Genomic DNA, 25,465 nt, shown 5'->3' with positions numbered 1-25,465 from the left:
ACAAGTCACAACAAACTGACCTCAACCTCCCCGGTTTGCAACGCATACCGAGGTTTCACCGATGCTTTTGACTTTGTGTGTCACCAGACCGCAACGGTTCAAGTTCCATAGCGATCGCAACAACATGTTCAATCGCGTGGGAGGCGAGAAGTTCAGTTCGACGGTGCGGAATCCGCAATCGATGAATCTTTCTCCGCTGCCTCATCGAGCTTGCGGTAGAGCGTCGACCGGCCGATTTTGAGGCGCCGTGCCACTTCCGACATCTGGCCGCGATAGTGCGCAATGGCAAAGCGGATGATCTCGGATTCGAGCTCTTCCAGTGCCCTTACCTCGTTCTCCGCTGTCAGCATGGACAGGCTTCCGGCGGCGAGCGATATCGGGGCTGCGTCGATGCCCGGTACCATGGTCGGCGCCATCGTGTGGAAGACGGGGTCTACAATCAGCGGGGCGACCGCCGATGCCACGATCGATGGAGCGTACGCGGTCGTTTGCGGGAAGTCGGCCAGTCCGAGTTGATCGCCTTCGCTCATCACCACGGCGCGGTAGACGGCATTTTCCAGCTGCCGGATATTGCCCGGCCAGTCGAGCTGCGTGAGCATCGTCATGGCGTCGCCGGCGATGCTGGTAATCGGTTTGTTCTCCTCGGCGCAGAAGCGCGCCAGGAAATGCCGCAGCAGATACGGAATGTCCTCGCGGCGCGCCCGCAGCGGCGGCACCGTGAGCGGCAGCACATGCAGGCGATAGAACAGGTCTTCGCGGAATTGCCCGGCTTTGACGAGATCGAGCAGCTTGCGGTTGGTAGCCGAAATGATGCGGACGTCGACCTTGACCGGCTTGCGCCCGCCCACGGCCTCGACCGAACCTTCCTGAAGCGCGCGCAGCAACTTCACTTGTGCCGATAGCGGCAGCTCGCCGACTTCGTCGAGAAACAGCGTGCCGCCGTGAGCCTCGACAAACTTGCCAAGATGCCGGTCGGTAGCGCCGGTAAAGGCGCCCTTCTCGTGGCCGAACAGGATCGACTCCACGAGGTTGTCGGGAATGGCGCCGCAATTGACGGCCACGAACGGCTTGCTGCTGCGTTCGCCAGAGCCGTGGATGGCGCGTGCGATCAATTCCTTGCCGACGCCGGACTCGCCTTCGATCAGCACGGGAATCGTGGAGGTCGCCGCCTTGCGTGCGGTGCGCAGCACGGCGTCCATGCCGGCATTGCGTGTGACGATGTCGGCAAAAGTGAGCTTGCCTTCGCGGCTGTGCCTGATGCGCTGCAATTCGCCTTTCAACGCACTGGTATTGAGCGCATTGCGCAGGCTCACCTGCAGACGTTCGACGCCGACAGGTTTGACGACGAAATCATGCGCGCCGGCGCGCATGGCGGACACAACATTCTCGATACCGCCATGGGCGGTCTGGACGATGACCGGGATGCTGATGCCGCTATCGCGGATCTTGTCGAGCACGCCCATGCCGTCGAGGCCGGGCATCATCAGGTCGAGGACCAGAGCATCGATGACGGCCGCTTCGGGATCAATCAGCCGGGCCATGGCAGCGTCGCCGCTATCGACCGTAATGGCCTCATAGCCGCAGCGCTGCACCATGTTTTCGAGGAGGCGGCGCTGGACGGCGTCGTCATCTGCGATGAGGATTCGTTCGGCCATGGCAACTCCAGAGCGGGTATGTCCCGATTTGAGCCACCATGGCGATCAAAGCCTTAATGCTTTCATAACACCGGGGCGAGGTAAGCCGTCGCATAGGGCCAGACTTCGCGGGCACCGCGATAGATCATGTCACCCGCCACATAGAGAATGATGGCGAGGCCGACATAGGCGATCCAGCGGTGCTTCTGCAGCAGCTTGGCGATGAAGGAGGCGGCGAGACCCATCAGCGCGATCGACAGCACGAGGCCGAAGATCAGGATGCTCGGGTGTTCACGCGCAGCACCAGCGACCGCGAGGACGTTGTCCAGCGACATCGACACATCGGCGACGGTGATCTGCCAGATCGCCTGGCCGAGCGTCTTGCGCGGGCCGTTAGCCGTGCCATCGGCATTGAGCTGGTTCTCGAGCGCGTCGAGATCGTGCTCATGCCCTGCGCGCAATTCGCGCCACATCTTCCAGCACACCCACAGCAAGAGGATGCCGCCGGCCAGAAGCAGGCCGATGATCTGCAATAGTTGAACGGTAATGCTGGCGAAGCCGATACGCAGGATGGTGGCAGCGATGATGCCGATCAGGATGGCCTTGCCGCGCTGTTCCTTGGGAAGGCCGGCGGCCGCAAGGCCGATCACGATGGCGTTGTCGCCGGCGAGGACCAGATCGATCATCACGACCTGGAAAAGTGCAGTCATAGCTTCAGCGGTGAAGAAGTCTGTCATGTGGGCCACTCCGTATGAACGTCCAGTCCGACATCACAGTTCGGGTGAACTGCCAGAGGGGCCCGGGCCAGGACGTGCTTGTTAAAAGTCGTGCTTTGCAAAAACATGCGGGTTTGATCCCGCGGTTGATCCGATCCGTTACTCGGGTTGATCCGAGAGGGTGACGAGCCGAACCATCTGGTCGGGCTCGATGAGGATGGTGATGCCGACCCCGATGAAGGTCAGGACGCCAGCGACATCGAACCAGGTTGCGCGCCGCGCGAAGTTCCGCGGAATCAGCGCGCCACCGACCGTCAATGCTGCAAGTGCGAATAGCAGGGTGGCGACCATCGGCGCCAGCGCATCGAGCGAGACAAATGCGCGCAAGGCCAGTGCCGCGGTCAGCGCCAGCAAAAGGGTTGCGGCAAACAGCTCCTTGACCCGGTGAGGGGCAGGAGGCGCATAATTGCGGCCAATGCTGTTGCGATCCGTAAAGGCCATCGTTGTCCCGTCGGGTATCGTTTCATCCCGTCCGCAACGTTCTTGCAGCTCGATAGTCGTGCTACAGGAAGTCGTCAGATATTTAATTCATGCTGGATAGTTTCGTAATCATGAAACGTGGCGAAAATCAAGAGGATTTCGCTGGAGTGCAGCGCGGCAAAGCCTTGCCGGAAGCGCGGCAGTTGCGAAAACAGGCTGGGGATTGGCTAAAAGCGCGACGCGCGGAAGCCGGGTTGTCGCAGGTCGATCTCGCCGCAAAACTTGGTCTCAAATATTACACGTTCATCTCGCAGGTTGAGAACGGCTTCAGTCGGGTGCCCACCGAAACGATGGAAGCATGGGCCATTCAGCTCGGTCTGGAGCCGGCCGCCTTCGCAAAACATTTGCTGGTCTATTACGAGCCGGAATTGCACCGGCTGCTGTTTGGAGCACCCAAATGAACGTCATCGCATTTCAGCGCAAACCGCTGCAGGGCGCGTGGAGCGAGACCGAGCTCGCAACGCTTGCCGACACGATCAATCTCGGGCATCGCGGCCGCGAATGGGAGACTGGCATCACTGAAAACGGCGATGCGCAGCTCTATCTGCTGGGACCGCAGCCGGAGCAGGGCTGCGAATTGTGCGTATCGCGCGTGGGTGGCCAGTACATTCTCGAAGACGGCACCGGGCGCCTGTTGTTCGAGCATCGCAGCCTGCCGCTGGTGGCGGCGCATGCCCGCACTGCGCTGCGCGGGACGCGATGGTGGCTTGTCGCACGGATTGTCATGGTGTGGTGTACGATTCGCCATATGCTTCATGACGAGATCGAACCCTTGATGACCGAGGGCGAAGAACTGCTTGTCCATTTCGCTCCGCAGCTCGCTGCTTTCGTGTGACGGCTGCATCCAACCGAAAGTATTCATGACGAAATCTGCGACTGCCCGGACTGCCAAGCCTTCTCGAAAGACCGCTTCTCGCAAAACTGTTTCGCGCAAATCCGCTTCGGCCAAAAAAGCGGTGAGCAAGCTGGCGTCGAAATCATCGGCCAAATCGCCGGGGGGCAAGCTGCCGGAATGGAATCTTGCCGATCTCTACACGGCGATCGACGCGCCGGAGATTGCCGGGGATCTCGACAAGATTGACGCCGAATGCGCGGCATTCGAAGCCGATTACAAGGGCAAGCTCGCGGAAGAGACGGCCAAGCCCGGCGGTGGTGTGTGGCTCGCGGGCGCTGTTCGCCGTTATGAGGCGATTGACGATCTCGCCGGCCGGCTCGGCTCCTATGCCGGTCTCGTCCATGCCGGCGACAGCGTCGATCCTGCGATTTCGAAATTCTACGGCGACGTCTCCGAGCGCATCACCGCGGCGTCGGTGCATCTCCTCTTCTTCGGCCTCGAACTCAATCGTGTCGACGATGCCGTGATCGAGCAGGCGATGCAGACGCCCGAGCTTGGCCACTACCGGCCGTGGATCGAAGACAGCCGCAAGGACAAGCCCTATCAGCTCGAAGACCGCGTCGAGCAGCTGTTTCACGAAAAGTCCCAGACCGGTTATGGCGCCTTCAACCGCCTGTTTGATCAGACAATCGCGGGGCTTCGCTTCAAGCTCGGCGGCAAGGAGTTGGCGATCGAGCCAACGTTGACCATGCTGCAGGACCGCGCGCCGGCCAAGCGCAAGGCGGCCGGGCAAGCGCTGGCGAAAACCTTCAAGGCCAATGAGCGCACCTTTGCGCTGATCACCAACACGCTGGCCAAGGACAAGGAAATCTCCGACCGCTGGCGCGGTTTCCAGGACATTGCGGATTCCCGCCATCTCAACAATCGCGTCGAGCGCGAAGTGGTCGATGCACTGGTGTCGTCGGTGCGCGCGGCCTATCCGCGGCTGTCGCATCGCTACTATCAGTTGAAGGCGCGCTGGTTCGGCAAGAAGAAGCTCGCCCATTGGGACCGCAACGCGCCGCTGCCGTTTGCACCGACCGGCACGATTCCATGGTCGGACGCGCAGGACATGGTGCTATCAGCCTATGGCGCGTTTTCACCTGACATGGCCAATATCGCCAAGCGCTTCTTCACCGATCGCTGGATCGATGCGCCGGTGCGCCCGGGCAAGGCGCCCGGAGCGTTCTCGCATCCGACCACGCCGTCGGCGCATCCCTATGTGTTGATGAACTATCAGGGCAAGCCGCGCGACGTGATGACGCTCGCCCATGAACTCGGCCATGGCGTGCATCAGGTGCTTGCCGCCCGCAACGGTGCGCTGATGGCGCCGACGCCGTTGACGCTGGCCGAAACCGCCAGCGTGTTCGGCGAGATGCTGACCTTCAAACGGCTGCTGTCGCAGACCAAGAGCGCCAAGCAGCGTCAGGCGCTGCTGGCGGGAAAGGTCGAGGACATGATCAACACGGTGGTGCGGCAGATCGCGTTCTATTCATTCGAGCGCGCTGTTCACACCGAGCGGCGCCACGGCGAACTCACCGCGCAGCGGCTCGGTGAATTCTGGCTCAGCGTGCAGACCGAAAGCCTCGGGCCCGCGATCGAGATCAAGCCGGGTTACGAGAACTTCTGGATGTACATCCCGCACTTCATCCATTCGCCGTTCTACGTCTATGCCTATGCCTTCGGCGATTGCCTCGTGAATTCGCTCTACGCGGTTTACGAGAACGCCCAGGAAGGTTTTGCAGAGCGCTATCTCGCTATGCTCGCCGCCGGCGGCACCAAGCACTATTCCGAACTGCTGAAGCCCTTTGGTCTCGACGCCAAGGACCCGGCTTTCTGGGATGGCGGCCTCTCGGTCATCTCGGGGATGATCGATGAGCTGGAAGCGATGGGGTAGGCGTACGTAAAACATTTGTTGTACGTACGCGAGCTTTCTGTTATACATTCCGTACAACAGGGAGTTGGACCTATGAATGGAGCTGCCCGGAATCCCGAATTCGAGGCAACGGCGCTTCAAATTCGTAAAATTGGTAATTCGGTGGGAGTGATTTTGCCGAAGGAATTGCTCGCGCGCCTCAATTTGAAGGAGGGCGACAAATTCTATCCGGTTGAACAGCCAGACGGAAGCTTGCGGCTGTCTCCCTTCAATCCGAAGCATGCGCGGACGATGGAAATCGCCCGCAAGGTGATGCACGAATACAGGGATACATTCGCCGCGCTGGCCAAATGAACGCGACATTCGAGCCATTGTGGCTTGATGTCGATGAAGTAATCGACATGCACGCGGAACAGCTTGCTATGTTTGGTGGTCCCGAAGGTGTTCGGGACCACGGCCTCCTTGAGTCGGCAGTGCTACGGCCGATCAATCAATGGCATTACGGCGAGACTGATATGGCGGCGCTTGCTGCAGCTTACGGATACGGTCTCGCCAAAAATCATGCGTTCGTTGATGGCAACAAACGCATCGCCTTTCATGCGATGATGGTGTTCTTGCGCATGAATGATATCTCGTTCGCCCCAGATCCCGGCCAAGCTACAGAGATCATCCTTGCCCTTGCTGCCGGCGAAGTCAGCGAGCAATCGCTCACGCGCTGGATTCGGGACAACTGGCCGGCCTGATGCACTGCGGTATGTAAAGATTGCCGTGGTATGCCAGCAACCGTTGCTCTCCCTAATCAATTACGCTAATTCCGTGGCAACATACGAAATACGAGGCGGGAGACCCTGATGTCCGATCACAGCGAAGTCGCTTACACCACGGCCGATGGCAACGACTATCCGGCGCATGAGCAGACCTATGAGGGCTTTCTCATGCTGGTGAAGTGGGGCACCATCGGCGTCATCGCCATCGTAGCCCTGATGGGCATCTTCCTCACCTGATCTATCGCCGATTGCGCCGCCCGACACTGGTGGCGTCCTGTCCTATTTGCTCACGCGCGTGCCTTGCGCCGCCGGAGGCCCCATGAAGATTGCCGTTGCCAAGGAAATCGATCCGTCCGAACCGCGCGTGGCGATCTCGCCCGACACGGTGAAGAAGTTCAAGGCGCTCGGCGTCGATGTGGCGATTGAGCCTGGCGCCGGCATCAAGTCCGGCCTGCCGGATTCGGAATACACGGCCGTGGGCGCCACCATCAGCGCGGATGCGGTGAAGGACGCCGACATCGTCATCAAGGTGAAGCGTCCTGAGGTGTCCGAACTCGCCGGTTACAAGCGCGGTGCGCTAGTGATCGCGATCATGGACCCCTATGGCAACGACGCGGCGCTGAAGGCGATGGCCGATGCCGGCGTGTCGGCCTTCGCGATGGAGCTGATGCCGCGCATCACCCGCGCGCAGGTGATGGACGTGCTGTCGAGCCAGGCCAATCTCGCCGGCTACCGCGCCGTCATCGAGGCCGCCGAAAGCTTCGGCCGCGCTTTTCCGATGATGATGACAGCCGCCGGCACCATTCCGGCCGCCAAGGTATTCGTGATGGGCGTCGGCGTCGCCGGCCTGCAGGCGATCGCGACCGCGCGCCGCCTCGGCGCCGTGGTCACCGCGACGGATGTGCGTCCAGCCACCAAAGAGCAGGTCGAAAGCCTTGGCGCGAAATTCCTCGCCGTGGAAGACGACGAGTTCAAGAACGCGCAGACTGCTGGCGGCTACGCCAAGGAAATGTCCAAGGAATATCAGGCCAAGCAGGCCACGCTCACTGCCGAGCACATCAAGAAGCAGGACATCATCATCACCACCGCGCTGATCCCGGGCCGGCCTGCGCCGCGCCTGGTCACCGCCGAGATGGTGGCGTCCATGAAGCCCGGTTCGGTGCTGGTCGATCTCGCGGTTGAGCGCGGTGGCAATGTCGAAGGCGCCAAGCCCGGCGAAGTCGCTGACGTCAACGGCATCAAGATCGTTGGTTATACCAATGTCGCCGGCCGCGTCGCCGCCTCGGCGTCGAGCCTCTATGCGCGCAATCTGTTCTCGTTCATCGAAACGTTGGTCAACAAAGAGACCAAGGCGCTCGCGGTGAACTGGGACGACGAACTGGTCAAGGCAACGGCTTTGACCAAGGACGGCGCCGTCATTCATCCGAACTTTCAGCCGAAGACCGCTTAAGGAGCGCTGCCATGGATCATGCCTCGCTGGTCAGCCCGTTCGTCTTTCAGCTCTCGATCTTCGTGCTCGCCGTGTTCGTCGGCTATTTCGTGGTGTGGTCGGTGACGCCCGCGCTGCATACGCCGCTGATGTCGGTAACCAACGCGATCTCCTCGGTGATCGTGGTCGGCGCACTGCTCGCGGTCGGCGTCAATATGGTCGGCAGTGGCGGCGCCTTGGCGCGCGGCTTCGGCTTCGTCGCGCTGATCTTTGCATGCGTCAATATTTTCGGCGGCTTCCTGGTCACGCAGCGCATGCTTGCGATGTACCAGAAGAAAAAGAAGTAAGGGCAGCCCGATGAACGCCAATCTCGCCGCACTGCTCTATCTCGTCGCGGGCATCCTCTTCATCCTGTCGCTGCGCGGGCTGTCCAGCCCGGCGTCCAGCCGCCAGGGTAATTTCCTCGGTATGGCCGGCATGGTCATCGCCGTGGGCACCACGCTGGCCGCGCATCCGCCGGCCGATGGGCTCGGCTGGGTCCTGGTGATCCTCGGTATCGCCATCGGTGGCGGCATCGGCGCGGTCATCGCCAAGCGCGTGCCGATGACCTCGATGCCCGAACTGGTCGCGGCCTTCCACTCGCTGGTCGGCATGGCCGCTGTGCTGGTTGCCGCCGGCGCGTTCTATGCGCCGGAAGCCTTCGGCATTCTCGATCCGGTAACCAAGAAGATCGTCGGCGCCAGCCTCGTCGAAATGTCGCTCGGCGTCGCCATCGGTGCGCTGACCTTCACCGGCTCGGTGATCGCGTTCGCCAAGCTCTCCGGCCGCATGAGCGGCTCGCCGATCATCCTGCCGGCGCGTCACATCATCAATATCGCGCTTGCCCTGGCGCTGGTGTTCTTTATCTTCGGTCTGGTCCGTTCGGGCAGTGCGGTCGACTTCTGGCTCATCACCGTAATCGCGCTGGTGCTCGGCGCGCTGCTGATCATCCCGATCGGCGGCGCCGACATGCCGGTCGTGATCTCGATGCTGAACTCCTATTCCGGCTGGGCAGCCGCGGGCATCGGCTTCACGCTGGGCAATTCCGCGCTGATCATCACCGGTGCGCTGGTCGGCTCGTCCGGCGCGATCCTGTCCTACATCATGTGCCACGCGATGAACCGTTCCTTCATCTCGGTCATCCTCGGCGGCTTCGGCGGCGAGACCGCGGCGGCCGGTGGTGGCTCGGGCGAACAGAAGCCGGCCAAGCTCGGCTCGGCGGACGACGCGGCATTCATCATGAAGAACGCGCAGAAAGTCATCATCGTGCCCGGCTATGGCATGGCGGTGGCGCAGGCGCAGCATGCTTTGAGAGAGATGGCCGACACGCTGAAGAAGGAGGGCGTCGAGGTGAAATACGCCATTCATCCGGTGGCAGGCCGCATGCCCGGCCACATGAACGTGCTGCTGGCGGAAGCCAACGTGCCTTATGATGAGGTGTTCGAACTCGAGGACATCAATTCGGAATTCGCACAGGCTGACATCGCTTTCGTGATCGGCGCCAACGACGTCACCAATCCGGCAGCGGAAGATGACAAGACTTCGCCGATCTACGGCATGCCGGTGCTGCAGGTTTGGAAGGCCGGCACCGTGATGTTCATCAAGCGCTCGCTGGCGTCCGGCTATGCCGGCATCGACAACCCGCTGTTCTATCGCGACAACACCATGATGCTGCTCGGCGACGCGAAGAAGGTGACGGAGAACATCGTCAAGGCGATGTAAGTCCCACCCTGATGACCTTCATCAAAACGCCCGGCTACAAGCCGGGCGTTTTCCGTTTGGAACGTCAGCTCGCAGCATCCTCTTTCGGCAAGCGATACAGCGCGCACAGCTTGTTGCCGTCGGGGTCGCGCAGATAGGCCAGATAGAGCTTCACGCCACCTTCGCGGATGCCGGGCGGCTCTTCGCAGGTGGTGGCGCCATTGGCGATGCCGGCGGCGTGCCAGGCATCGGCTTCGTCCTGCGATTTGGCGAGAAAGCCGATGGTGCCGCCATTGGCAGCGCAAGCAGGCTCGCCATTGATCGGCTTCGACACCGAGAAAGTACCGGTCTTGGTCCGCCAGAAAACCCGGTGGCGATCGACGGCGCCGGGCGGGACGCCCAGCGTGCCGAGCAGCTTGTCATAAAACGACTTCGCGGCTTCGAGGTCGTTGGTGCCGATCATGACATGTGAAAACATCTCGCTTCCTCTCCCACTTTCTTGCAAACTCACCTTCAGGTGATACGCAACTATACGCATCATATGCAGTTTGGCGAGACGGCATGATCCCGCCGCGCAATCGGTTTTGTGGGTCTGCAATAGCGGCGTGTCGCTTGCTGCCGAACCCGTTTTCAATCAGGACACTTGCTTGATGTCAGCACATCCCATGCCCAGATCGTCCTGGATTTTCCCTACGTTGGCCGTTCTGCTTTTTATCGCGACGTCGATTCCTTCGCTCGGGATCGGATTCACGGAGACGACTGCTGGCATTGTGTTCGCGGTTGTTCTGCTGGTCATCCTGTTCGGCACGGTGTTCGCCGCCGTGCATCATGCCGAAGTCATCGCACACAAGATCGGCGAACCGTTCGGCACGCTGTTGCTGACATTGGCCGTGACCATTATCGAGGTGGCGCTGATCGCCTCCATCATGCTGGGTGACAAGGCCGTTCCGACGCTGGCGCGCGATACTGTCTTCGCGGTGGTGATGATCGTTTGCAACGGGTTGGTTGGCATCTGCATCCTTGTCGGAGGGTTGCGTTACCGAGAGCAGGATTTTCAGGTCACGGGCTCGAATATTTATCTCAGTGTGCTGATTGTGATGGCGACGATCACGCTGATCTTGCCGAATTACACCCTGACCACTCCGGGACCTTTCTATTCGAACGCACAGCTCGCTTTTGTCAGCGTCGCCACCATCATGCTCTATGCGGTGTTTCTCTACACACAGACCATCCGACATCAGGATTACTTCGTTGCAGACGGAAGTAGCGAAGGTGCCGCAGGCGGGCATGTTTCCAACCGTCTTCTGGCCGTCAGCGCCGTTTTGCTGCTGGTCTCGTTGTTGGCGGTGGTGCTGCTGGCGAAGAAATTCTCGCTGGTGGTGGATGCCGGCATTGAACGGATCGGCGCGCCGGAAGCCTTTGCCGGTATCCTCGTGGCGCTGCTGATCTTGCTGCCGGAAAGCGTCGCCGCCATTTCTGCCGCGCGTGGCAACGATCTGCAGAAGAGCATCAACCTCGCACTCGGTTCATCGCTCGCCACCATCGGACTGACGATACCTGCGGTTGCGGTGGCAGCCTATGCGTTGAACAAGGAACTGGTGCTCGGTCTCAGTGCGCAGAAGATGGTGCTGCTGGTGATGACGTTCGTGCTGAGCATGCTGACCTTTGGCACCGGGCGCACGAACATCCTGTTCGGGCTGGTCCATTTGGTGGTGTTTGCGGTATTCATCTTCATGGTGTTTGTGCCGTGACCACTTTGGAGAATGAGACAATGCTCGCTGCCCAGTCCGATGTTCAGCAGGACACGCCCGAAGTTCGCGTCACCGAATGGCGACTCGCGCCTGGCGCGGCGACTGGTCACCACACCCATGGGATGGACTATGTGATCGTTCCGATCACCACGAGTGTGATGACCATCGTTGCGCCGGACGGCACCCGTTCGCAAGCGCCGATCACGACCGGCAAATCCTATTTCCGCAAGGCAGGCGTCGAGCATGACGTTCTGAATGAAACCGACAAGGAAATCGTGTTTCTCGAGGTCGAGGTTAAGAAAGCTTAACCTTGTCTGCCTCCAGCGGCTGCCGGTTCATTGTGTTTAGCCTGCTGAGGACGACCTGAAACAATTCAATGCGACGGATTGGAACTTTGCCTTCGATCCGTCGCGATTGATCCCTGAATCAGCCTCAAATTCCCAGCATGAAGCAGCTTGGGGAAGAGGCCGGTCCATGCTGCACAAGTATCTCTCGAAGTTCACCATCGATATCTTGCCGTCGATTCTGGCGACGATCGTGGGTGCCTACATCGTCAATCACTACATCATCCCGAAGGCGAGCCCGGATCGGCCCGCTGCGGCTGTCGCATCGACGCCTGCCGAGCCGAAGCTTGACACCAAGGCAGCGACAGCCAAGCCCGCCGAGAATTCTGCCGACCTCGCCAATCTGCCCGAATCGGTCCCGACCAAGGCCGGCGACAAGCCGGTGGTCGAGAAGGCCAGCATCGAACAGCCCGAGGCGGCCACGACACCCGAGCCGCGCCGCCATCAGCCGGCATTGCGCGAGAAGGCAGCGGCCAAACCCGCGCCGGCTCCGGCCGCGCCTGCGCCAGTCCTTGCCACCGTGGGCACTGCGCCGGCGGCGAATGCCAGCGCGGATGAACGCCGCGACGCCAACGATCTCGCCCGTGCTGCCATCGAGCGCCTGAATCGCAGCGAGCCGCGACCCCAGGAAGCTGCCCGTGCGCCCGAGACTCCGCGTGCACCGGAGGCGCCGCGGGTGCAGGAAGCCGCGCGGACTGTTTCCCCTCCGTCGATGCAGCAGCTGCCGCCGCCGATCGTGGTGGCGACGCCAAGCGTCGAGAAGCTCGATCCTATGCCTTCGCCGCAGTCTGAGCGTTCCGAAGCGCGGCGCATGCGTCCGCCTGGCGAGATCCCGGCGCCGCAGCCGGTGGACCTGCAGGGGGATGCTGCTGGCACACCGCGATCTGAGCGCACCAACGTGGCCGAAGATGTGCTGTCTGCGGCAAAGTCGGTGTTCAATTCGGTGATCCCGCGCCCGTTCGAGCGGTAAGGGAAACGGTGGATTTTCCGCGCTCCGCTCTCACGCATGCAGGGCGACGTCGTATTGGTATCAGCCTGACCCCTGCCAGCTTTAGCTAGCCCGCGCGTCCACCCATGCGGGCGAGGCCGCTCCGCGCTGCATCGTCCTTCGGGCGCAGCGCGACAGCGCGGCTGTAGGAGTCTGCGGCCTTGGCCCTGTCGCCAAGCTTCTCATAGGTCGCGCCGCGGGTCAGCCAGACCTGGGCATTGCCCGGTGCCACCTGCGAAGCCTCGTCGAGATCCGCTGCGGCTTCCTGATGTTTCCCGAGGGCGAGATAGCATTGCGCGCGGCCGAGCAGGGGATCCGCCTGCTGCGGCGTCAGGCCGTTGGCTGACGTAAAATCCGCGATGGCAAATTCATATTTCTTCTCGGACTGATAGAGCAGCCCGCGTTGGTAGAAGGTCTGCGCACTGTGCGGATCGAGGTCGAGTGCCTGATTGAAGGCCAGCAGCGCGTCATCGGGTTTGCCGGATTGTGCGAGCGCCTGCGCGCGTGCAGCGTGGATCTGTGCATCCTGCGGATTGGTCTTGCCGGAATTCGCGGGCGGCGGGGGCGCCAGAGCCGTGGTCTTCGGTTCGTCCTTGTCAGACCCTGGTGTTAGTGACGACAGGTTGAACGAGCATCCGGTGCCGCACAGACCCGTAACGATAAGGGCAATCGCGGTAAGGCCGCGGGCGCCGAAGCGGGACGGGGACTCGCGGACGGGACATTCCATGCAGGGCCAATCTCACGCAGCGACCAATGACCTATTGGTAGCGCGACATCGGGCAAAATGCACCCGATCAAGACCAGCGCGCCAAAGAAGTAGTTCGCGCAAAAAAGCAACTGCGCAAAAAAATAACGCGGGCTTTGGCCCGCGTTATCAAACTCGGTGGATGAAGTGCGCTTAGCGCGCCGGACGCGGAGCGCCCGCGCCGCCAGCGCCAGGACGGCCGCCACGATCGGCGCCAGGACCCGCGCCGAACACCGGCTTCGGCTTCATCGGCAGCAGGCCTTCGCGCTGCAGCTTCTTGCGAGCCAGCTTGCGTGCGCGACGCACAGCCTCAGCCTTCTCGCGAGCCTTCTTCTCAGAGGGCTTCTCGTAGTGACCGCGGAGCTTCATCTCGCGGAAAATACCCTCGCGCTGCATCTTCTTCTTCAGCGCCTTGAGAGCCTGATCGACGTTATTATCGCGAACGAGAACCTGCACGCGGCATCCTCTTTTCAATTGATCGGATTTGAATTTCGGTAAAGTGAAGGGCCGACAAAGGCCATGCCCTTAACCTCAAGGGCGCCGATGTACCAGATGAAATGGCGAATGTCCACCTTGCGGCGCCGTCATTTTAACCTTCTGGGCCGGGAAAATAACGTATTTTTTCCGAATTTTCCCGGGTGGGGATAGGGCAGGTTCCCTGTCTCGACAGGTATTGGAGCACGGACGCATAATTCCCGCGGCGACTCAGCCGGGACGCCGATTACGACCGGAGAGCATCATGAATGGGAAAAAATACGCGGCCGAGCTGATCGGCACCTTTTGGCTCACATTTGCAGGCTGCGGCAGTGCCGTAATCGCGGCAGCATTTCCGCAGGTCGGTATCGGTCTCGTCGGCGTCTCGTTGGCCTTCGGCCTCGGCGTCGTGACCATGGCCTATGCCATCGGCCACGTTTCGGGCTGCCATCTCAATCCTGCGGTCACCGTGGGCCTTGCGGCAGGTGGACGTTTTCCCGCCGGCCAGATTCTCCCTTATGTGATTGCGCAGGTCGTCGGTGCGGTTGCAGGTGCGGCCGTGTTGTATGTCATCGCCAGCGGCGCTGCCGGTTTCGACCTTGCCAAGGGCTTTGCGTCGAACGGCTACGGCGATCATTCGCCCGGCAAATACAGCATGGTGGCGGGCTTCATCATGGAGGTGGTGATGACCATGATGTTCCTGTTCATCATCATGGGCTCCACGCATGGCAAGGCGCCTGCGGGCTTCGCGCCGCTGGCAATCGGGCTTGCGCTGGTGATGATCCACCTCGTCAGCATTCCAGTCACCAACACGTCGGTGAATCCGGCGCGCAGCACCGGGCCGGCATTGTTTGTCGGCGGCTGGGCACTGCAACAGTTGTGGCTGTTCTGGGTGGCACCGCTGGTTGGCGGTGTTCTCGGCGGCGCGATCTATCGCTGGCTGAGTGACGAGCCCGCTGGCGTAGTGGAAGGCAAGGCGGCCACCTGACGAATGAGGCGGTGAAGCCGGCATCGTTACGTCGCCGGCTTCACCTCAACCACGTGGCCCATCTTGCGGCCGGGCTTCGGTGCGCCCTTGCCATAGAGATGTACGGTGGCGCCGGGGACGGTGAGCCACTTGCCGTAGTCAAGAATGTCGTCGCCGATCAGGTTGATCATGGTGACCTGGCCGTGGCGGACGGGTTTGGCGAGCGGCCAGCCGGCGATGGCGCGGATGTGCTGTTCGAATTGCGACACTGAGGCGCCATCGAGCGTCCAGTGGCCGGAATTATGCACGCGCGGCGCAATTTCGTTCACGACAAGCGTCGCGCTGTCCTTACCGGGCACGACAAACAGTTCGACGGCAAAGACGCCGACATAGCCCAGCGCAGTGCCGATCTTCTCGGCGATCTCGCGTGCCTTCGCGGCAAGCGCGTCAGAGATGTGCGCGGGCGCATAGGAGAATTTCAGGATGTGATCGCGGTGCTCGTTTTCGGTGACGTCGAAACATTCGACGTGACCGTCGGCGCCGCGTGCAGCGATGACCGAAACCTCGCGTTCGAACGGCACGAAGGCTTCAAGGATCGCGGAATTGGTGCCGAGATCCTTCCAGACCTGATCGAGATCGTCACCCTCGCGGATGATTGCCTGGCCCTTGCCGTCATAACCGAAGCGACGCGTCTTGATGACAGCTGGCAGACCGATCTTCTTGACCGCTGCATGAAGCTCGCCAGCGTTCGTAACGCCTGCGTAACCGGCCGTGCCGATACCCAGTGACGTTACAAAATCCTTCTCGGCCAGACGATCCTGCGTGGTCTGCAGGATTGTCTGTGCGGGCAGAACCGGGCGCCGCGCGTCGAGGATCATCGCGGTGGCGGCCGGCACGTTCTCGAATTCGTAGGTGATGACGTCGCAATCACTGGCGAACAGTTCGAGCGCCTCGACATCCGCATATTCAGCGCATGTCGCGTTCTGCACGACATCGAAAGCCGGCGAATCCGGATCCGGTGAAAAAACCTGACAGCGAAGGCCGAGGCGCGCTGCGGACATCGCCAACATGCGACCGAGCTGGCCGCCACCGAGAATGCCGATCGTATCGCCCGGCTTGAGAACCTTCGTCACCACAGCGCTCACGCCGCACCTTCCGGCTTTTCAGCCACGGCATCGGTCTGCGCCTTGCGCCAGGCGGCGAGCTTTGTCGCCAGTGCTGTATCGTGCAGCGCCAGCACGCTCGCTGCGAGCAGTGCCGCATTGATCGCGCCGGGCTTGCCGATGGCCAGCGTGCCGACGGGCACGCCGCCCGGCATCTGTACGATCGAATAAAGCGAGTCGACGCCGGATAGCGCCTTGGATTCCACGGGCACGCCGAATACCGGGAGTTCCGTCAGCGCCGCGGCCATGCCGGGCAAATGCGCAGCGCCGCCGGCACCGGCGATGATGATCTGGAAGCCCGCCGCCTTGGCGCCCTTGGCGAATGCGACCAGCCGGTCCGGCGTACGGTGGGCCGAGACGATGCGCGCCTCATGGGATACGCCGAGCGCGGTCAGCGTTTCGGCGGCGTGGCGCATGGTTTCCCAGTCCGACTGGCTTCCCATAATAATGGCGACGGGCGCGGTCATTCCGTATTTTCTTTCGCGAATCCAGAAAGATAGGCTGGAAATACAATGTCGTCCCCTTGCGTGGCAAGGAGCGTGGCAAACATGATCTCGTCTTGGTGAAGACTGGCAAGCCTTGTAACAAATCCCATGCAAAAGAAAACCCGAACGCCTGCTGCAAAGTCGGTCAAACGTTCCATGAAGCCGGCAGTTCGGGGTTCCAAGGCGTTGGTGTCGCTGCCGAAAAGCCGCGCGTCGGCGGCAGCGCTCACGATTCGGCGGCTGGAAGCGCAACTCACACAGGCGGAGGCGAAGATTGCCGAATTGCGCGCTTCGGCGGAAACCGATTTCCTGCTCGACATTCTCAACCGTCGTGGATTTGCCCGCGAGCTGACCCGCGCCGTGGCGATCGACCAGCTCACTTTCGTCTTCCGCGACATCAACGTGTCGGCTGGCGCCTCTGCAGGCGTCGCACTGCTGAGTCCCGATGTCGAGGGCGAAGCCGCGTTGGTTCAGGCCGACAAGGCGATGTATGTGCGCAAGACCGCGCGACGTGCGAAAGTGTAGTTAGCCGATCGTCGGCGTTGGCGCCTTTACAATGCGCTGAGGTCGCTTGGCACTTCGCCAAAGGCGCGGATCACCTGGGCGTCGCCGAACTCGCCGATCATCGGATCGCCGGTGCGGCTGAAGGCCAATGCGCCGATTGAACCTGGCGCACGGGACAATAGTTCGGCGCGGCGGATGGCGCCGGATGCGCTCTGACATTCCTCGGCGGCACCGGCTGCCGGCGAACCAGAGTCGTCGTGCAGGAAGGGCAGTGCGACATAATAGGTGATATCGGCCATGGTGCCCTCACGAGTCGATTGATCTCGGCGCAAGGATGTTCTTATTTTGTTCTTATTGTCAAGTTTCATTGTCAAGTTTCGACAGCGCCTCGTTTGCAGTCGCCCCATTCCGCTCAGGCCGCAATAGCTGGCTTGCGCAGTGCGAGCGTCACGTCGGCCAGCGCGAGCGCCATGGCGATCAATTCGCGGAGCCCAGCAGTTTTCACCGCACCACAATGCGATGCTGGCCAGAATTAAGTCTGGCTGTCGTGCCTACGATGCCGCGCGAAAAGAGCGGCGGCCGTCGCGAAGCAAGGTTTTGACGACTGGCGAGTTCAACGCCCAGCCTGCTGCATTCACCGCGAGTTAAAGAAAGCCGATCCATCGATCATCGCGCGTTGAGTTCGCAGTCCTGGCCGTTCTTCAACCCACAGCCACAGCGTGACGCATTGTCTCAGGCAATAATATCCGGGGTGATCTGATCTTCGATGAAGGAGATCCGGTCTTTCAGCTGAAGCTTCCTCTTCTTCAACCGTTGCAGTCGCAAAAGATCGGGTGCCGGTGAATGTTGCAAGGCATCGATAGCGGCGTCGAGGTCGCGATGTTCCTGCTGCAATCGGGCGAGTTCTAACGGGAGTTCGCGATCTTCGTCGTCGTTCATGTTTCTAGCTGACTGGATTCGCAAGTCATTTGCGAGGAATTTCTAGGATGACTATCGCCGGTGCAGGCGCACCACGCAAGCCGTCCGGTTCCATGTTTTTGCGGCGCGATCAGGTCACGATTCGTTTCACACGATACCTGAAACTCAAAATACACTTTTCAATACCCATCGACAGATGTCCACTGTCATGTAGAATTCATCGTCCAACCGAACGTATCCTGAGGTTCAATCCTACCGAGGAGTTTTCGAATGGCACTACAGGCGCATCTCGTCGAACTGGAACGCAAGCACAAAGTTCTCGAAAGCGAATTGCACGAAGCGCTCGTGCACCTGTCTACCGACGATCTCCGCATCGTCGAACTCAAGCGTCGAAAACTGATGGTCAGGGACGAAATCCAGCGTCTCAAAAATGGGGCCAGCGAAACGGTGCACTGATCAACGGCTGCACTGATCAGCGAACGATAAATCACAACATCGACATCGCCGTCTACGTCACTGCTTTCGCGTAGGTGCGATGACGTCTTCCCCTCATCCCGCGATAGGTTTGCGACGAAGCTCCAGTATTCGGTTGGCCTGGATCGCTTCGCCTGCAACCTTTCGCGTTTAATGTCCCGCCATCTCAGCCACGTAGTCCGCGATGGCCAGCGATGATGTCAGCCCCGGTGACTCGATGCCGAACAGGTTGATAAGGCCCGGCACGCCATGGGTCTGGGCACCCTGGATCATGAAATCCTGCACCGCGACTGCGGGCGGCACGATCTTCGGCCGCATTCCTGAATAGCTTGGCATTAATGCGCCGTCCGGCAGACTTGGCCAGTAGCGCCTGATAGCCGGATAGAACCTCTCTCCGCGTGCCGGATCGACCGTGTAGTCGATGTGATCCACCCACTCGACGTCAGGGCCGAAACGCGCCTGGCCGGCCAGATCGAGCGTCAGATGCACCCCGAGGCCGCCCGGTTCCGGCACGGGATAGATCAGCCGCGAGAACGGTGCTTTCGCATTGCAGCTGAAATAACAGCCTTTCGCCAGATAAGCGGGCGGTATCAGGTCGAGCGGCATGCCGTCGAGCATGCGGGCGATCGCGGTTGCGGACAGGCCTGCTGAATTGATCAGCATGTCGCAGGCTAGTGTCATCGGAGCCTCGCCGCCGACATCCAGCTCGAAACCGTCGGCGGTGACCCGGCCACGTTCCAGCGGCGCGAGGAATGCGAAGGCCGCGCCGGCGGCTTCCGCTTCACCGCGCAGCGACAACATGTAGCTGTGGCTATCGACGATTCCGGTGGAGGGTGACAACAGCGCGGCTTCGCAAGCCAATGCCGGCTCCAGCGCCCGTGCCTCTGTCCCGGATAATTGCTCGAGATCAGCGACGCCATTGGCTTCGGCATGCGCTTTGATCGACGCCAGTTTGGCGATCTCCTCCGGACGTGTGGCGACGATCAGTTTCCCGGAGTTGCGATGTGGGATGCCGCGATCGCGGCAATAATCATAGAGCGCCTGTTTTCCAGCGACGCAGAGCCGTGCCATCAGGCTTCCGGCCGGATAATAGATGCCGGCATGGATGACCTCGCTGTTGCGCGACGAGGTCACGGTACCAATCGCGTCCGCGGCCTCCAGCACGATGACCTCGCGTCCCGCTTCCGCCAGTCGCCGGGCGATCGCAAGACCCACGACGCCGGCGCCCACCACCACGCATTCAACCTTGTCCATGTCGCGTCCGATAGTTTGCTGCGCCGGTCAGCTGCGGTTCGACCTTGCGCATGTGGCGCATTAGTAAAACATTAAGCATCACAGCTAATTACCACCAAATTTCGCCGCATTCTGCAGGTGCGACGATACGCATTTACCTGATCCACATACCTGTAACCAAACACTCACGCTGCGAATACGCGGGTGTGTAATGACTGGCAAGATCGGGCGATCAGACAGCAAGGCGGCAGTGTCCGTCATCGCAGTCGCATGCCTTCTCGGCAGCATTGCCGGAGCCCACGCAGAATCCCCGGCGGTTCATTATATCAGTGAACTCGACCCGCAAATGATCTGGCAGATCCTCATCGGTGGATTTGTCGCGCTGGCATTTCTCGCCGCCATTGTGCTGTGGGTCGCCTCGGCGCTGCGCAATGTGCGTCGCGAGCAGCATCGTCGCAATGCGTTTGTCGGTTCTGCCCTCAATCATCTCGGCCAAGGCATCGTGATGCTCGACGACCAGAAGCGGGTCGTGTTTTGCAACGATCGCTATCTTGAGATCTACGACCTGACGCGCGCCGACATCACCAAGGATATTACCGGTCCAGAATTGCGTGAGTTACGCCGCCAGCGTGGCAAGCTCGATCTGGCCACCCAGAGCTTCTACGAGCAGACTGTTTCCGCCGGCGAGTACATTGCCGAAATGCCCGGCGGGCAATCCGTTCACGTCAAGTTCAGCCGGCTTCCCAATGGCGGCGCCATTGGCATTCATGAGGACTGCACCGAGCAGCGTTTCCTGCAGCGGGAGCTTGCGACCACCAAGCAATTCCTCGAATCTGTCCTTGATCACGTCCCGATCTGCGTCGCGGCCAAGACCATTGACGATGGCCGCTATATCTTCGCCAACCGGGCTTTCGAGACCTTCTCTCGGCTCTCGCGCGATAAGATCGTCGGCAAGCGACCGGATCAGATATTCTCCGCACAGTCTGCGAAAGCGATTGCCGAAGCCGATGCCCTGGCAGTGGAAACGCGCAGTCAGTGTCGCAGCGAGTTCAATGTGGAGATTGGCTCAGACCTCCGCACGCTGGATAGCAATCGCGTGATTGCCTTTAACGAACGCAATGAGCCGGCATTTCTGATTGCGCTGTTCGAGGATGTGACCGACCGCAAGTCGCTGTCCAAGGAACTGGAGAACGCCAAGAAATTCCTTGAGACCGTGCTCGACAACATTCCTGTGTCGCTAATGGTGCAACAGATCAGCACCGGTCGTTATCTGTTCGCCAACCGCGGCGCAGAGGTCATTTTGGGTCGCAAGCGCGAAGACGCTATCGGTCTGACCGTTCCCGAAATGCTTCGCCCGGAAGAAGCGAAGCTGATCGTCAGCCGGGATCAGGCGGCGATCAGGGGCCGAACACCGATTGCGGAAGAGCATCCGATCAGCACGCGCGACGGATTGCGGCTGTTCCTGACCCGGCGGGTCACCGTGCTCGACGAAGCAGGCGAGCCGCAATATCTGATCAAGACCCACGAAGATGTCACCGACCGCCGCCAGACCGAGGCGCGGATGGCGCATATGGCCTATCACGACGGCCTGACCGATCTGCCGAACCGCCCGGCCTTTTTGCAGGCTCTGTCGCAGATGATCGATGCCTGCGGCGAAACCTCGGAGGAATTCGCCGTGCTGTCGATCGATCTCGACGGCCTGAAGGAGGTCAACGATGTCTTCGGTCACGCCATCGGTGACAAGCTGCTGATCGAAGTGTCGCGTCGTGTCGATGCAGCCGTGGGCGGCGGAGTTGTGGCGCGGCTCGGCGGTGACGAGTTCGGCGTGATCATCGACGGCGCGCAGCCCGCGGCCGGGCTGTTGATCGCAGAGCGGATCTCCGCGGCCCTTGCGGAGGAATTCCCGATCGAGGGCAAATCGGTGCGGACAGGCGTCACCACGGGCATCTCGCTGTTCCCGCGCGACGGCCATGACCCGGCCGCGTTGCTGGCGAATTCCGGCGCGGCGCTGTTCCGTGCCAAGTCGCAGTCGCGCGGTTCGATCAGCATCTTCGAGCCGCAAATGGACCAGCAACTGCGCGATCGCCGCGTGCTGCATCAGGACCTCTCGGCCGCGATCCGCAATGGCGAATTGTCGCTGCACTACCAGCCCCAGGCACGCGCCGGCCAGACCGTGGTCGATGCCGACATTACGGGCTTCGAGGCGTTGGCGCGGTGGATTCATCCGACGCGCGGTTTCGTGCCGCCCGGAGACTTCATTCCGCTGGCCGAAGAAAGTGGCCTGATCGTCGAGATGGGTGAGTGGATCCTGCGTCAGGCCTGCCTTGAGGCCGCCTCATGGCCGGTCCCGCTGCAGATCGCGGTCAACCTGTCGCCCGCGCAGTTCATGCATGGTGATCTCGTCGGCCTCGTGCATTCGATCCTGCTCGAAACCGGCCTGCAGCCCGGTCGCCTTGAGCTGGAAATCACGGAGGGTGTGCTGATCGAGGATTTCGATCGCGGCGTCGCGTTGCTGCGGCGGTTGAAGGCGCTCGGCGTGCGCATCTCAATGGACGACTTCGGCTCCGGCTATTCCTCGCTGACCTATCTGCAGGCATTCCCGTTCGACAAGATCAAGATCGACCGCGCTTTCGTGATCAATCTGGGGCTCAATCCGCAGTCCGCCGCCATCGTGCGCGCGGTCATCGGGCTGGGCCATGGCCTCGACGTCGCGATCGTTGCGGAAGGCGTCGAGACCCACGAGCAACTCTGCTTCCTCGCCAGCGAAGGCTGCGACGGCGTACAAGGCTACTTCATCGGGCGTCCTGCCCCGATTGCGCAATATGCTGCGCTGGTCGGACGGATTGCCGCCGCTGCGCCCGCCGCGCGCATGGTCGGTTGAGCGACAGGCCGTTGCGAAGTGCTGATGTTGTTGAGCCCGCGGCGTTCCGCGGCTAGCTTGCGGTTATGACGAATCTCACTGCGACAGTCGCGGATCCGGCGGCCAGCGATGCGCCGGTCATCGCCTATCCCACGCCCTTGCTGCGGATCGACGGCGTCACCAAAAAATTCGGCGCGCATAGCGCAGTGGACAATCTCTCTTTGGACATCAAGGCCGGTGAATTCTTCGCGCTGCTCGGCCCGAGCGGCTGTGGCAAGACCACGTTACTGCGCATGCTGGCAGGTTTCGAAGCGCCGGACACGGGCAAGATCGAGTTGAACGGCGAGGATATCGCCGCGGTCTTGCCGCATCAGCGGCCCGTCAACATGATGTTCCAGAACTACGCGCTGTTTCCGCATCTCAACGTGCGCGACAATATCGGTTTCGGTCTCAAGAGCGCTGGCCTGACGCGTCTCGGCATCGATACGCGGGTTGCCGAGATGGTGGCGCTGGTCAAGCTCCAGGGACTGGAGAAACGCCGGCCGGATCAATTATCGGGTGGCCAGAAACAACGCGTAGCGCTCGCCCGGGCGCTGGCGCGGCATCCGCAATTGTTGCTGCTCGATGAGCCGCTGGCAGCTCTCGACAAGAAACTGCGCGAGGAAACCCAGGTCGAATTGATGGCGCTGCAGCGTCAGCTCGGCACCACCTTCGTGATCGTTACCCACGATCAGGAGGAGGCGATGACCATGGCCGACCGCATCGGCGTCATGAATGATGGTCGCCTGCAACAGGTAGCGACACCGCGACAGCTTTATGAGGTGCCCGCATCGCGCTGGGTCGCGGAGTTCGTCGGCGACATCAACATCATCGAGGGCGGTATCACGCACCGTGATAGTCATCGCCTGACCATTGCAGGCCGCGATGTCGGAACCCTGTTTGCGATCGAGCCGCGACAACCTGTCGGCGACGCGGTCATCTGCGTTGCGATCCGACCGGAGAAGATCCGGTTGTCGCGTCGCGGGCCGGCGACGGACCTCGTCAATAGCGGCGCCATGAACAGCCTTGAGGGTGTCATTTCCGACGTCGGCTATCTCGGCGGTCGCTCGCTCTACAAAGTGAAGCTCGACCGTGGAGCCACATTGCGGGTCGCTCTCGCCAATACGGCGCGGCTCGATGTCGATGCCTATTCGATCGGCGAGCGCGTTGCGGCATGGTTTGCCCCCGATGATTGCGTGGTGCTGGTTCAATGAGCGCGCGCCGCATCTTCACGGCGCCGGCGCGGCTCGCTGCCATCCCGCCCTATGTCTGGATGATGCTGTTCTTTCTGGTGCCGTTCGGTTTCGTGCTGAAGATCAGCCTGTCGCAGACAGCGATTGCGCAGCCGCCTTATCTGCCGGTGTTTGGTCTGTCCGAAGGAATCGCCGGGCTAAAGGCCTCGTTTGCGGCGCTGTCGCTGGATAATTTCCGGCTGCTCGTTTCGGACAATCTCTATCTCGCATCCTATCTGCGCAGCGTCCTCGTCGCCGTCGTGTCGACCTTGATCTTGCTCGCGGTCGGTTATCCCATCGCCTATGGCATGGCGCGTTTGCCGCGACGCTGGCAGGGCATTGCGATGATGCTGGTGATCGTGCCGTTCTGGACCTCGTTCCTGATCCGCATCTATGCCTGGATCAACATCCTGCAGCATGACGGCTTGCTCAATAAGGTCCTTCTTGCGCTGCACGTCGTATCGACGCCAATCGTGTGGCTCTCCACCGACAGTGCGATGTATCTCGGCATCGTCTATTCCTATCTGCCTTTCATGATCCTGCCGCTCTATGCCACGCTGGCGAAGCAGGACCCGTCGCTGATCGAGGCCGCCGCCGATCTCGGCGTCTCGCGCATCGACGCCTTCTGGCTGGTAACAGTTCCCTTGTCTCTGCGCGGTGTCGGCGCCGGGGCATTGCTGTGCTTCATCCCGATCATGGGCGAATTTGTCATTCCTGATCTGCTCGCCGGTTCGAATTCGCTGATGATCGGCCAGACACTGTGGCTCGAATTCTTCACCAACAAGGATTGGCCGGTCGCCTCTGCCACCGCCATCGTGTTGCTCGGGCTGCTGTTGATCCCGTTACTGGTCTATGACCGGCTGCAGCGCCGGCAATTGGAGGCGCGCTGATGGCCGTGCATCCGCTCCGCCTGTCGCGCTTCAATGTCACGTCGCTGGTGCTCGGCCTGGCGTTTCTCTATCTGCCGATCGTCATTCTGGTCATCTATTCGTTCAACGCGTCTCGCCTCGTGACCGTGTGGGGCGGCTGGTCGACGCGCTGGTACACCGAATTCTTCAACGACCGTGCGATGCTCGATGCTGCCTGGATGAGCCTTCGCGTGGGGGTCGTGTCAGCAACGCTGGCAACGCTGCTCGGCACTTTGGCCGCGATAGCGTTGACGCGTGGTGCGGGGTTTCGCGGTCGCATGCTGATGTCCGGGATGCTCTACGCGCCGCTGGTGATGCCCGAGGTGATCACCGGCCTGTCACTGCTGCTGCTGTTCGTGGCGCTGGATGCCGGGCGCGGCTTTGTCACGGTGACCATCGCCCACACCACACTCACCATGTGCTTCGTCGCCGTCGTGGTGCAATCGCGCCTCGCGGGGATTGATCGCAGCCTCGAGGAAGCGGCGATGGATCTTGGCCGCGATCCGCTCCGCGCATTTATAGCCGTTACGTTGCCGCTGATCTGGCCGGCCATTGCCGCCGGCTGGATGCTGGCCTTCACGCTGTCGCTGGACGATCTCGTCATCGCGAGTTTTACGACCGGGCCGGGTTCGGCGACGCTACCGATCAGGATCTATTCGGAAGTGCGTCTTGGCGTGAAACCGGAGATCAACGCCATCTGCACGCTGATCGTCGGGTTCATCGCCGTCGTTATCGTGCTGGCATCGCTGGTGTCTAAACTGTCGAGCGCCCGGGGCGAAAGCGCCGCGCCGTTGTAAGGCAAAA

General features: G+C 61.2%; 31 protein-coding genes. 19 read left to right on the top strand and 12 right to left on the bottom strand.

Features of this window, described 5'->3' with window-relative positions:
- Positions 1-152: 152 nt before the first annotated feature.
- From AB8B20_RS15270 to AB8B20_RS15260, 3 genes are all read right to left on the bottom strand, one after another.
- Complete coding sequence (locus tag AB8B20_RS15270) at positions 153-1,655, bottom strand: sigma-54-dependent transcriptional regulator (RefSeq protein ID WP_439074787.1); 1,503 nt, start codon at positions 1,653-1,655, stop codon at positions 153-155.
- 62 nt (positions 1,656-1,717) lie between these two features.
- Complete coding sequence (locus AB8B20_RS15265; RefSeq protein ID WP_231079233.1) at positions 1,718-2,371, bottom strand: TerC family protein; 654 nt, start codon at positions 2,369-2,371, stop codon at positions 1,718-1,720.
- Between the two features lie 138 nt (positions 2,372-2,509).
- Positions 2,510-2,851 (bottom strand): hypothetical protein, encoded by a 342-nt coding sequence (locus AB8B20_RS15260; protein ID WP_439074788.1) that lies wholly within the window; start codon positions 2,849-2,851, stop codon positions 2,510-2,512.
- An 89-nt stretch (positions 2,852-2,940) separates the two neighbouring features.
- Here AB8B20_RS15260 and AB8B20_RS15255 point away from each other — a divergent pair, with 89 nt between their 5' ends.
- The 9 genes from AB8B20_RS15255 (at position 2,941) to AB8B20_RS15215 (ending at position 9,597) form a co-directional block, all read left to right on the top strand.
- The gene (locus AB8B20_RS15255; protein ID WP_439074789.1) at positions 2,941-3,291 is read left to right on the top strand and encodes a helix-turn-helix domain-containing protein; all 351 of its coding nucleotides are present in this window, start codon (positions 2,941-2,943) and stop codon (positions 3,289-3,291) included.
- A complete protein-coding gene (locus AB8B20_RS15250) occupies positions 3,288-3,725 on the top strand; it encodes a hypothetical protein (protein WP_439074790.1) in 438 nt (145 codons plus the stop codon). Before AB8B20_RS15255 ends, AB8B20_RS15250 begins: the two co-directional genes overlap by 4 nt.
- Positions 3,726-3,750: 25 nt before the next feature.
- Complete coding sequence (locus AB8B20_RS15245; protein WP_439074791.1) at positions 3,751-5,661, top strand: M3 family oligoendopeptidase; 1,911 nt, start codon at positions 3,751-3,753, stop codon at positions 5,659-5,661.
- A 72-nt stretch (positions 5,662-5,733) separates the two neighbouring features.
- Complete coding sequence (locus AB8B20_RS15240) at positions 5,734-5,994, top strand: AbrB/MazE/SpoVT family DNA-binding domain-containing protein (RefSeq protein WP_120287136.1); 261 nt, start codon at positions 5,734-5,736, stop codon at positions 5,992-5,994.
- The gene (locus AB8B20_RS15235) at positions 5,991-6,383 is read left to right on the top strand and encodes a type II toxin-antitoxin system death-on-curing family toxin (RefSeq protein WP_175367820.1); all 393 of its coding nucleotides are present in this window, start codon (positions 5,991-5,993) and stop codon (positions 6,381-6,383) included. Before AB8B20_RS15240 ends, AB8B20_RS15235 begins: the two co-directional genes overlap by 4 nt.
- Positions 6,384-6,491: 108 nt before the next feature.
- Positions 6,492-6,644 (top strand): aa3-type cytochrome c oxidase subunit IV, encoded by a 153-nt coding sequence (locus tag AB8B20_RS15230; protein ID WP_089265886.1) that lies wholly within the window; start codon positions 6,492-6,494, stop codon positions 6,642-6,644.
- Positions 6,645-6,726: 82 nt separating this feature from the next.
- A complete protein-coding gene (locus AB8B20_RS15225; RefSeq protein ID WP_184512014.1) occupies positions 6,727-7,857 on the top strand; it encodes a Re/Si-specific NAD(P)(+) transhydrogenase subunit alpha in 1,131 nt (376 codons plus the stop codon).
- A gap of 11 nt (positions 7,858-7,868) precedes the next feature.
- Positions 7,869-8,183, top strand: a complete 315-nt coding sequence (locus AB8B20_RS15220; protein ID WP_089265888.1) for a proton-translocating transhydrogenase family protein — start codon at positions 7,869-7,871, stop codon at positions 8,181-8,183.
- A gap of 10 nt (positions 8,184-8,193) precedes the next feature.
- Complete coding sequence (locus tag AB8B20_RS15215; RefSeq protein WP_089265889.1) at positions 8,194-9,597, top strand: NAD(P)(+) transhydrogenase (Re/Si-specific) subunit beta; 1,404 nt, start codon at positions 8,194-8,196, stop codon at positions 9,595-9,597.
- A gap of 64 nt (positions 9,598-9,661) precedes the next feature.
- Here AB8B20_RS15215 and AB8B20_RS15210 read toward each other — a convergent pair whose 3' ends face one another.
- Positions 9,662-10,054 carry a VOC family protein gene (locus AB8B20_RS15210; RefSeq protein ID WP_120287133.1) on the bottom strand — a complete coding sequence of 131 codons (393 nt, stop codon included), beginning with the start codon at positions 10,052-10,054 and terminating at the stop codon, positions 9,662-9,664.
- 172 nt (positions 10,055-10,226) lie between these two features.
- On the opposite strand from AB8B20_RS15210, the gene AB8B20_RS15205 reads away from it, so the two are divergent.
- The 3 genes from AB8B20_RS15205 to AB8B20_RS15195 all read left to right on the top strand — a co-directional run bounded on the left by AB8B20_RS15205 (position 10,227) and on the right by AB8B20_RS15195 (position 12,641).
- Positions 10,227-11,327, top strand: a complete 1,101-nt coding sequence (locus AB8B20_RS15205) for a calcium:proton antiporter (RefSeq protein ID WP_089266242.1) — start codon at positions 10,227-10,229, stop codon at positions 11,325-11,327.
- A gap of 20 nt (positions 11,328-11,347) precedes the next feature.
- On the top strand, positions 11,348-11,635 hold the full coding sequence (locus AB8B20_RS15200) for a cupin domain-containing protein (protein WP_068730343.1): 288 nt from the start codon (positions 11,348-11,350) through the stop codon (positions 11,633-11,635).
- Between the two features lie 166 nt (positions 11,636-11,801).
- The gene (locus AB8B20_RS15195) at positions 11,802-12,641 is read left to right on the top strand and encodes a hypothetical protein (protein WP_439074792.1); all 840 of its coding nucleotides are present in this window, start codon (positions 11,802-11,804) and stop codon (positions 12,639-12,641) included.
- An 85-nt stretch (positions 12,642-12,726) separates the two neighbouring features.
- Here the strand turns inward: AB8B20_RS15195 and AB8B20_RS15190 are convergent, their stop codons facing one another.
- Positions 12,727-13,386 (bottom strand): tetratricopeptide repeat protein, encoded by a 660-nt coding sequence (locus AB8B20_RS15190; protein ID WP_244558428.1) that lies wholly within the window; start codon positions 13,384-13,386, stop codon positions 12,727-12,729.
- 171 nt (positions 13,387-13,557) lie between these two features.
- Positions 13,558-13,860 carry a 30S ribosomal protein S21 gene (gene rpsU / locus AB8B20_RS15185; protein ID WP_089265892.1) on the bottom strand — a complete coding sequence of 101 codons (303 nt, stop codon included), beginning with the start codon at positions 13,858-13,860 and terminating at the stop codon, positions 13,558-13,560.
- Between the two features lie 283 nt (positions 13,861-14,143).
- On the opposite strand from rpsU, the gene aqpZ reads away from it, so the two are divergent.
- Positions 14,144-14,866, top strand: a complete 723-nt coding sequence (gene aqpZ, locus AB8B20_RS15180; RefSeq protein ID WP_439074793.1) for an aquaporin Z — start codon at positions 14,144-14,146, stop codon at positions 14,864-14,866.
- Positions 14,867-14,892: 26 nt separating this feature from the next.
- Here the strand turns inward: aqpZ and AB8B20_RS15175 are convergent, their stop codons facing one another.
- Genes AB8B20_RS15175 through AB8B20_RS15165 form a run of 3 tightly spaced genes read right to left on the bottom strand, consistent with a single transcriptional unit; the run spans position 14,893 to position 16,651 of the window.
- Positions 14,893-15,978 carry a 5-(carboxyamino)imidazole ribonucleotide synthase gene (locus AB8B20_RS15175; RefSeq protein ID WP_439074794.1) on the bottom strand — a complete coding sequence of 362 codons (1,086 nt, stop codon included), beginning with the start codon at positions 15,976-15,978 and terminating at the stop codon, positions 14,893-14,895.
- A gap of 8 nt (positions 15,979-15,986) precedes the next feature.
- The gene (gene purE, locus AB8B20_RS15170; RefSeq protein ID WP_068728790.1) at positions 15,987-16,475 is read right to left on the bottom strand and encodes a 5-(carboxyamino)imidazole ribonucleotide mutase; all 489 of its coding nucleotides are present in this window, start codon (positions 16,473-16,475) and stop codon (positions 15,987-15,989) included.
- Positions 16,472-16,651 carry a hypothetical protein gene (locus AB8B20_RS15165; protein WP_170849526.1) on the bottom strand — a complete coding sequence of 60 codons (180 nt, stop codon included), beginning with the start codon at positions 16,649-16,651 and terminating at the stop codon, positions 16,472-16,474. Before AB8B20_RS15165 ends, purE begins: the two co-directional genes overlap by 4 nt.
- Here AB8B20_RS15165 and AB8B20_RS15160 point away from each other — a divergent pair.
- The gene (locus AB8B20_RS15160; RefSeq protein ID WP_439074795.1) at positions 16,650-17,018 is read left to right on the top strand and encodes a hypothetical protein; all 369 of its coding nucleotides are present in this window, start codon (positions 16,650-16,652) and stop codon (positions 17,016-17,018) included. The two genes, AB8B20_RS15165 and AB8B20_RS15160, sit on opposite strands and share 2 nt — an antisense overlap.
- A gap of 26 nt (positions 17,019-17,044) precedes the next feature.
- Here AB8B20_RS15160 and AB8B20_RS15155 read toward each other — a convergent pair whose 3' ends face one another.
- Positions 17,045-17,296 (bottom strand): hypothetical protein, encoded by a 252-nt coding sequence (locus AB8B20_RS15155; protein ID WP_068728784.1) that lies wholly within the window; start codon positions 17,294-17,296, stop codon positions 17,045-17,047.
- A gap of 433 nt (positions 17,297-17,729) precedes the next feature.
- Positions 17,730-17,936, bottom strand: a complete 207-nt coding sequence (locus AB8B20_RS15150) for a YdcH family protein (RefSeq protein ID WP_068728782.1) — start codon at positions 17,934-17,936, stop codon at positions 17,730-17,732.
- A 249-nt stretch (positions 17,937-18,185) separates the two neighbouring features.
- Here AB8B20_RS15150 and AB8B20_RS15145 point away from each other — a divergent pair, with 249 nt between their 5' ends.
- A complete protein-coding gene (locus AB8B20_RS15145) occupies positions 18,186-18,371 on the top strand; it encodes a YdcH family protein (RefSeq protein ID WP_068728781.1) in 186 nt (61 codons plus the stop codon).
- Between the two features lie 168 nt (positions 18,372-18,539).
- Here AB8B20_RS15145 and AB8B20_RS15140 read toward each other — a convergent pair whose 3' ends face one another.
- Positions 18,540-19,643: an NAD(P)/FAD-dependent oxidoreductase gene (locus tag AB8B20_RS15140; protein ID WP_439065026.1), complete on the bottom strand. Its 1,104-nt coding sequence runs from the start codon at positions 19,641-19,643 to the stop codon at positions 18,540-18,542.
- 190 nt (positions 19,644-19,833) lie between these two features.
- On the opposite strand from AB8B20_RS15140, the gene AB8B20_RS15135 reads away from it, so the two are divergent.
- The 4 genes from AB8B20_RS15135 to AB8B20_RS15120 all read left to right on the top strand — a co-directional run bounded on the left by AB8B20_RS15135 (position 19,834) and on the right by AB8B20_RS15120 (position 25,458).
- Positions 19,834-22,503, top strand: coding sequence for a sensor domain-containing protein (locus AB8B20_RS15135; RefSeq protein ID WP_120287129.1), 2,670 nt, complete (start codon positions 19,834-19,836; stop codon positions 22,501-22,503).
- Positions 22,504-22,568: 65 nt separating this feature from the next.
- The gene (locus AB8B20_RS15130) at positions 22,569-23,735 is read left to right on the top strand and encodes an ABC transporter ATP-binding protein (protein ID WP_439074796.1); all 1,167 of its coding nucleotides are present in this window, start codon (positions 22,569-22,571) and stop codon (positions 23,733-23,735) included.
- Positions 23,732-24,643: an ABC transporter permease gene (locus tag AB8B20_RS15125; protein ID WP_089265900.1), complete on the top strand. Its 912-nt coding sequence runs from the start codon at positions 23,732-23,734 to the stop codon at positions 24,641-24,643. Before AB8B20_RS15130 ends, AB8B20_RS15125 begins: the two co-directional genes overlap by 4 nt.
- Positions 24,643-25,458 carry an ABC transporter permease gene (locus AB8B20_RS15120; RefSeq protein ID WP_175367826.1) on the top strand — a complete coding sequence of 272 codons (816 nt, stop codon included), beginning with the start codon at positions 24,643-24,645 and terminating at the stop codon, positions 25,456-25,458. Before AB8B20_RS15125 ends, AB8B20_RS15120 begins: the two co-directional genes overlap by 1 nt.
- The last annotated feature ends 7 nt before the right edge of the window (positions 25,459-25,465 follow it).

It is taken from the genome of Tardiphaga sp. 866_E4_N1_4 (assembly GCF_052076075.1).
Lineage (GTDB): Bacteria > Pseudomonadota > Alphaproteobacteria > Rhizobiales > Xanthobacteraceae > Tardiphaga > Tardiphaga robiniae.
This window is presented reverse-complemented; position numbering and strand designations above follow the sequence as displayed.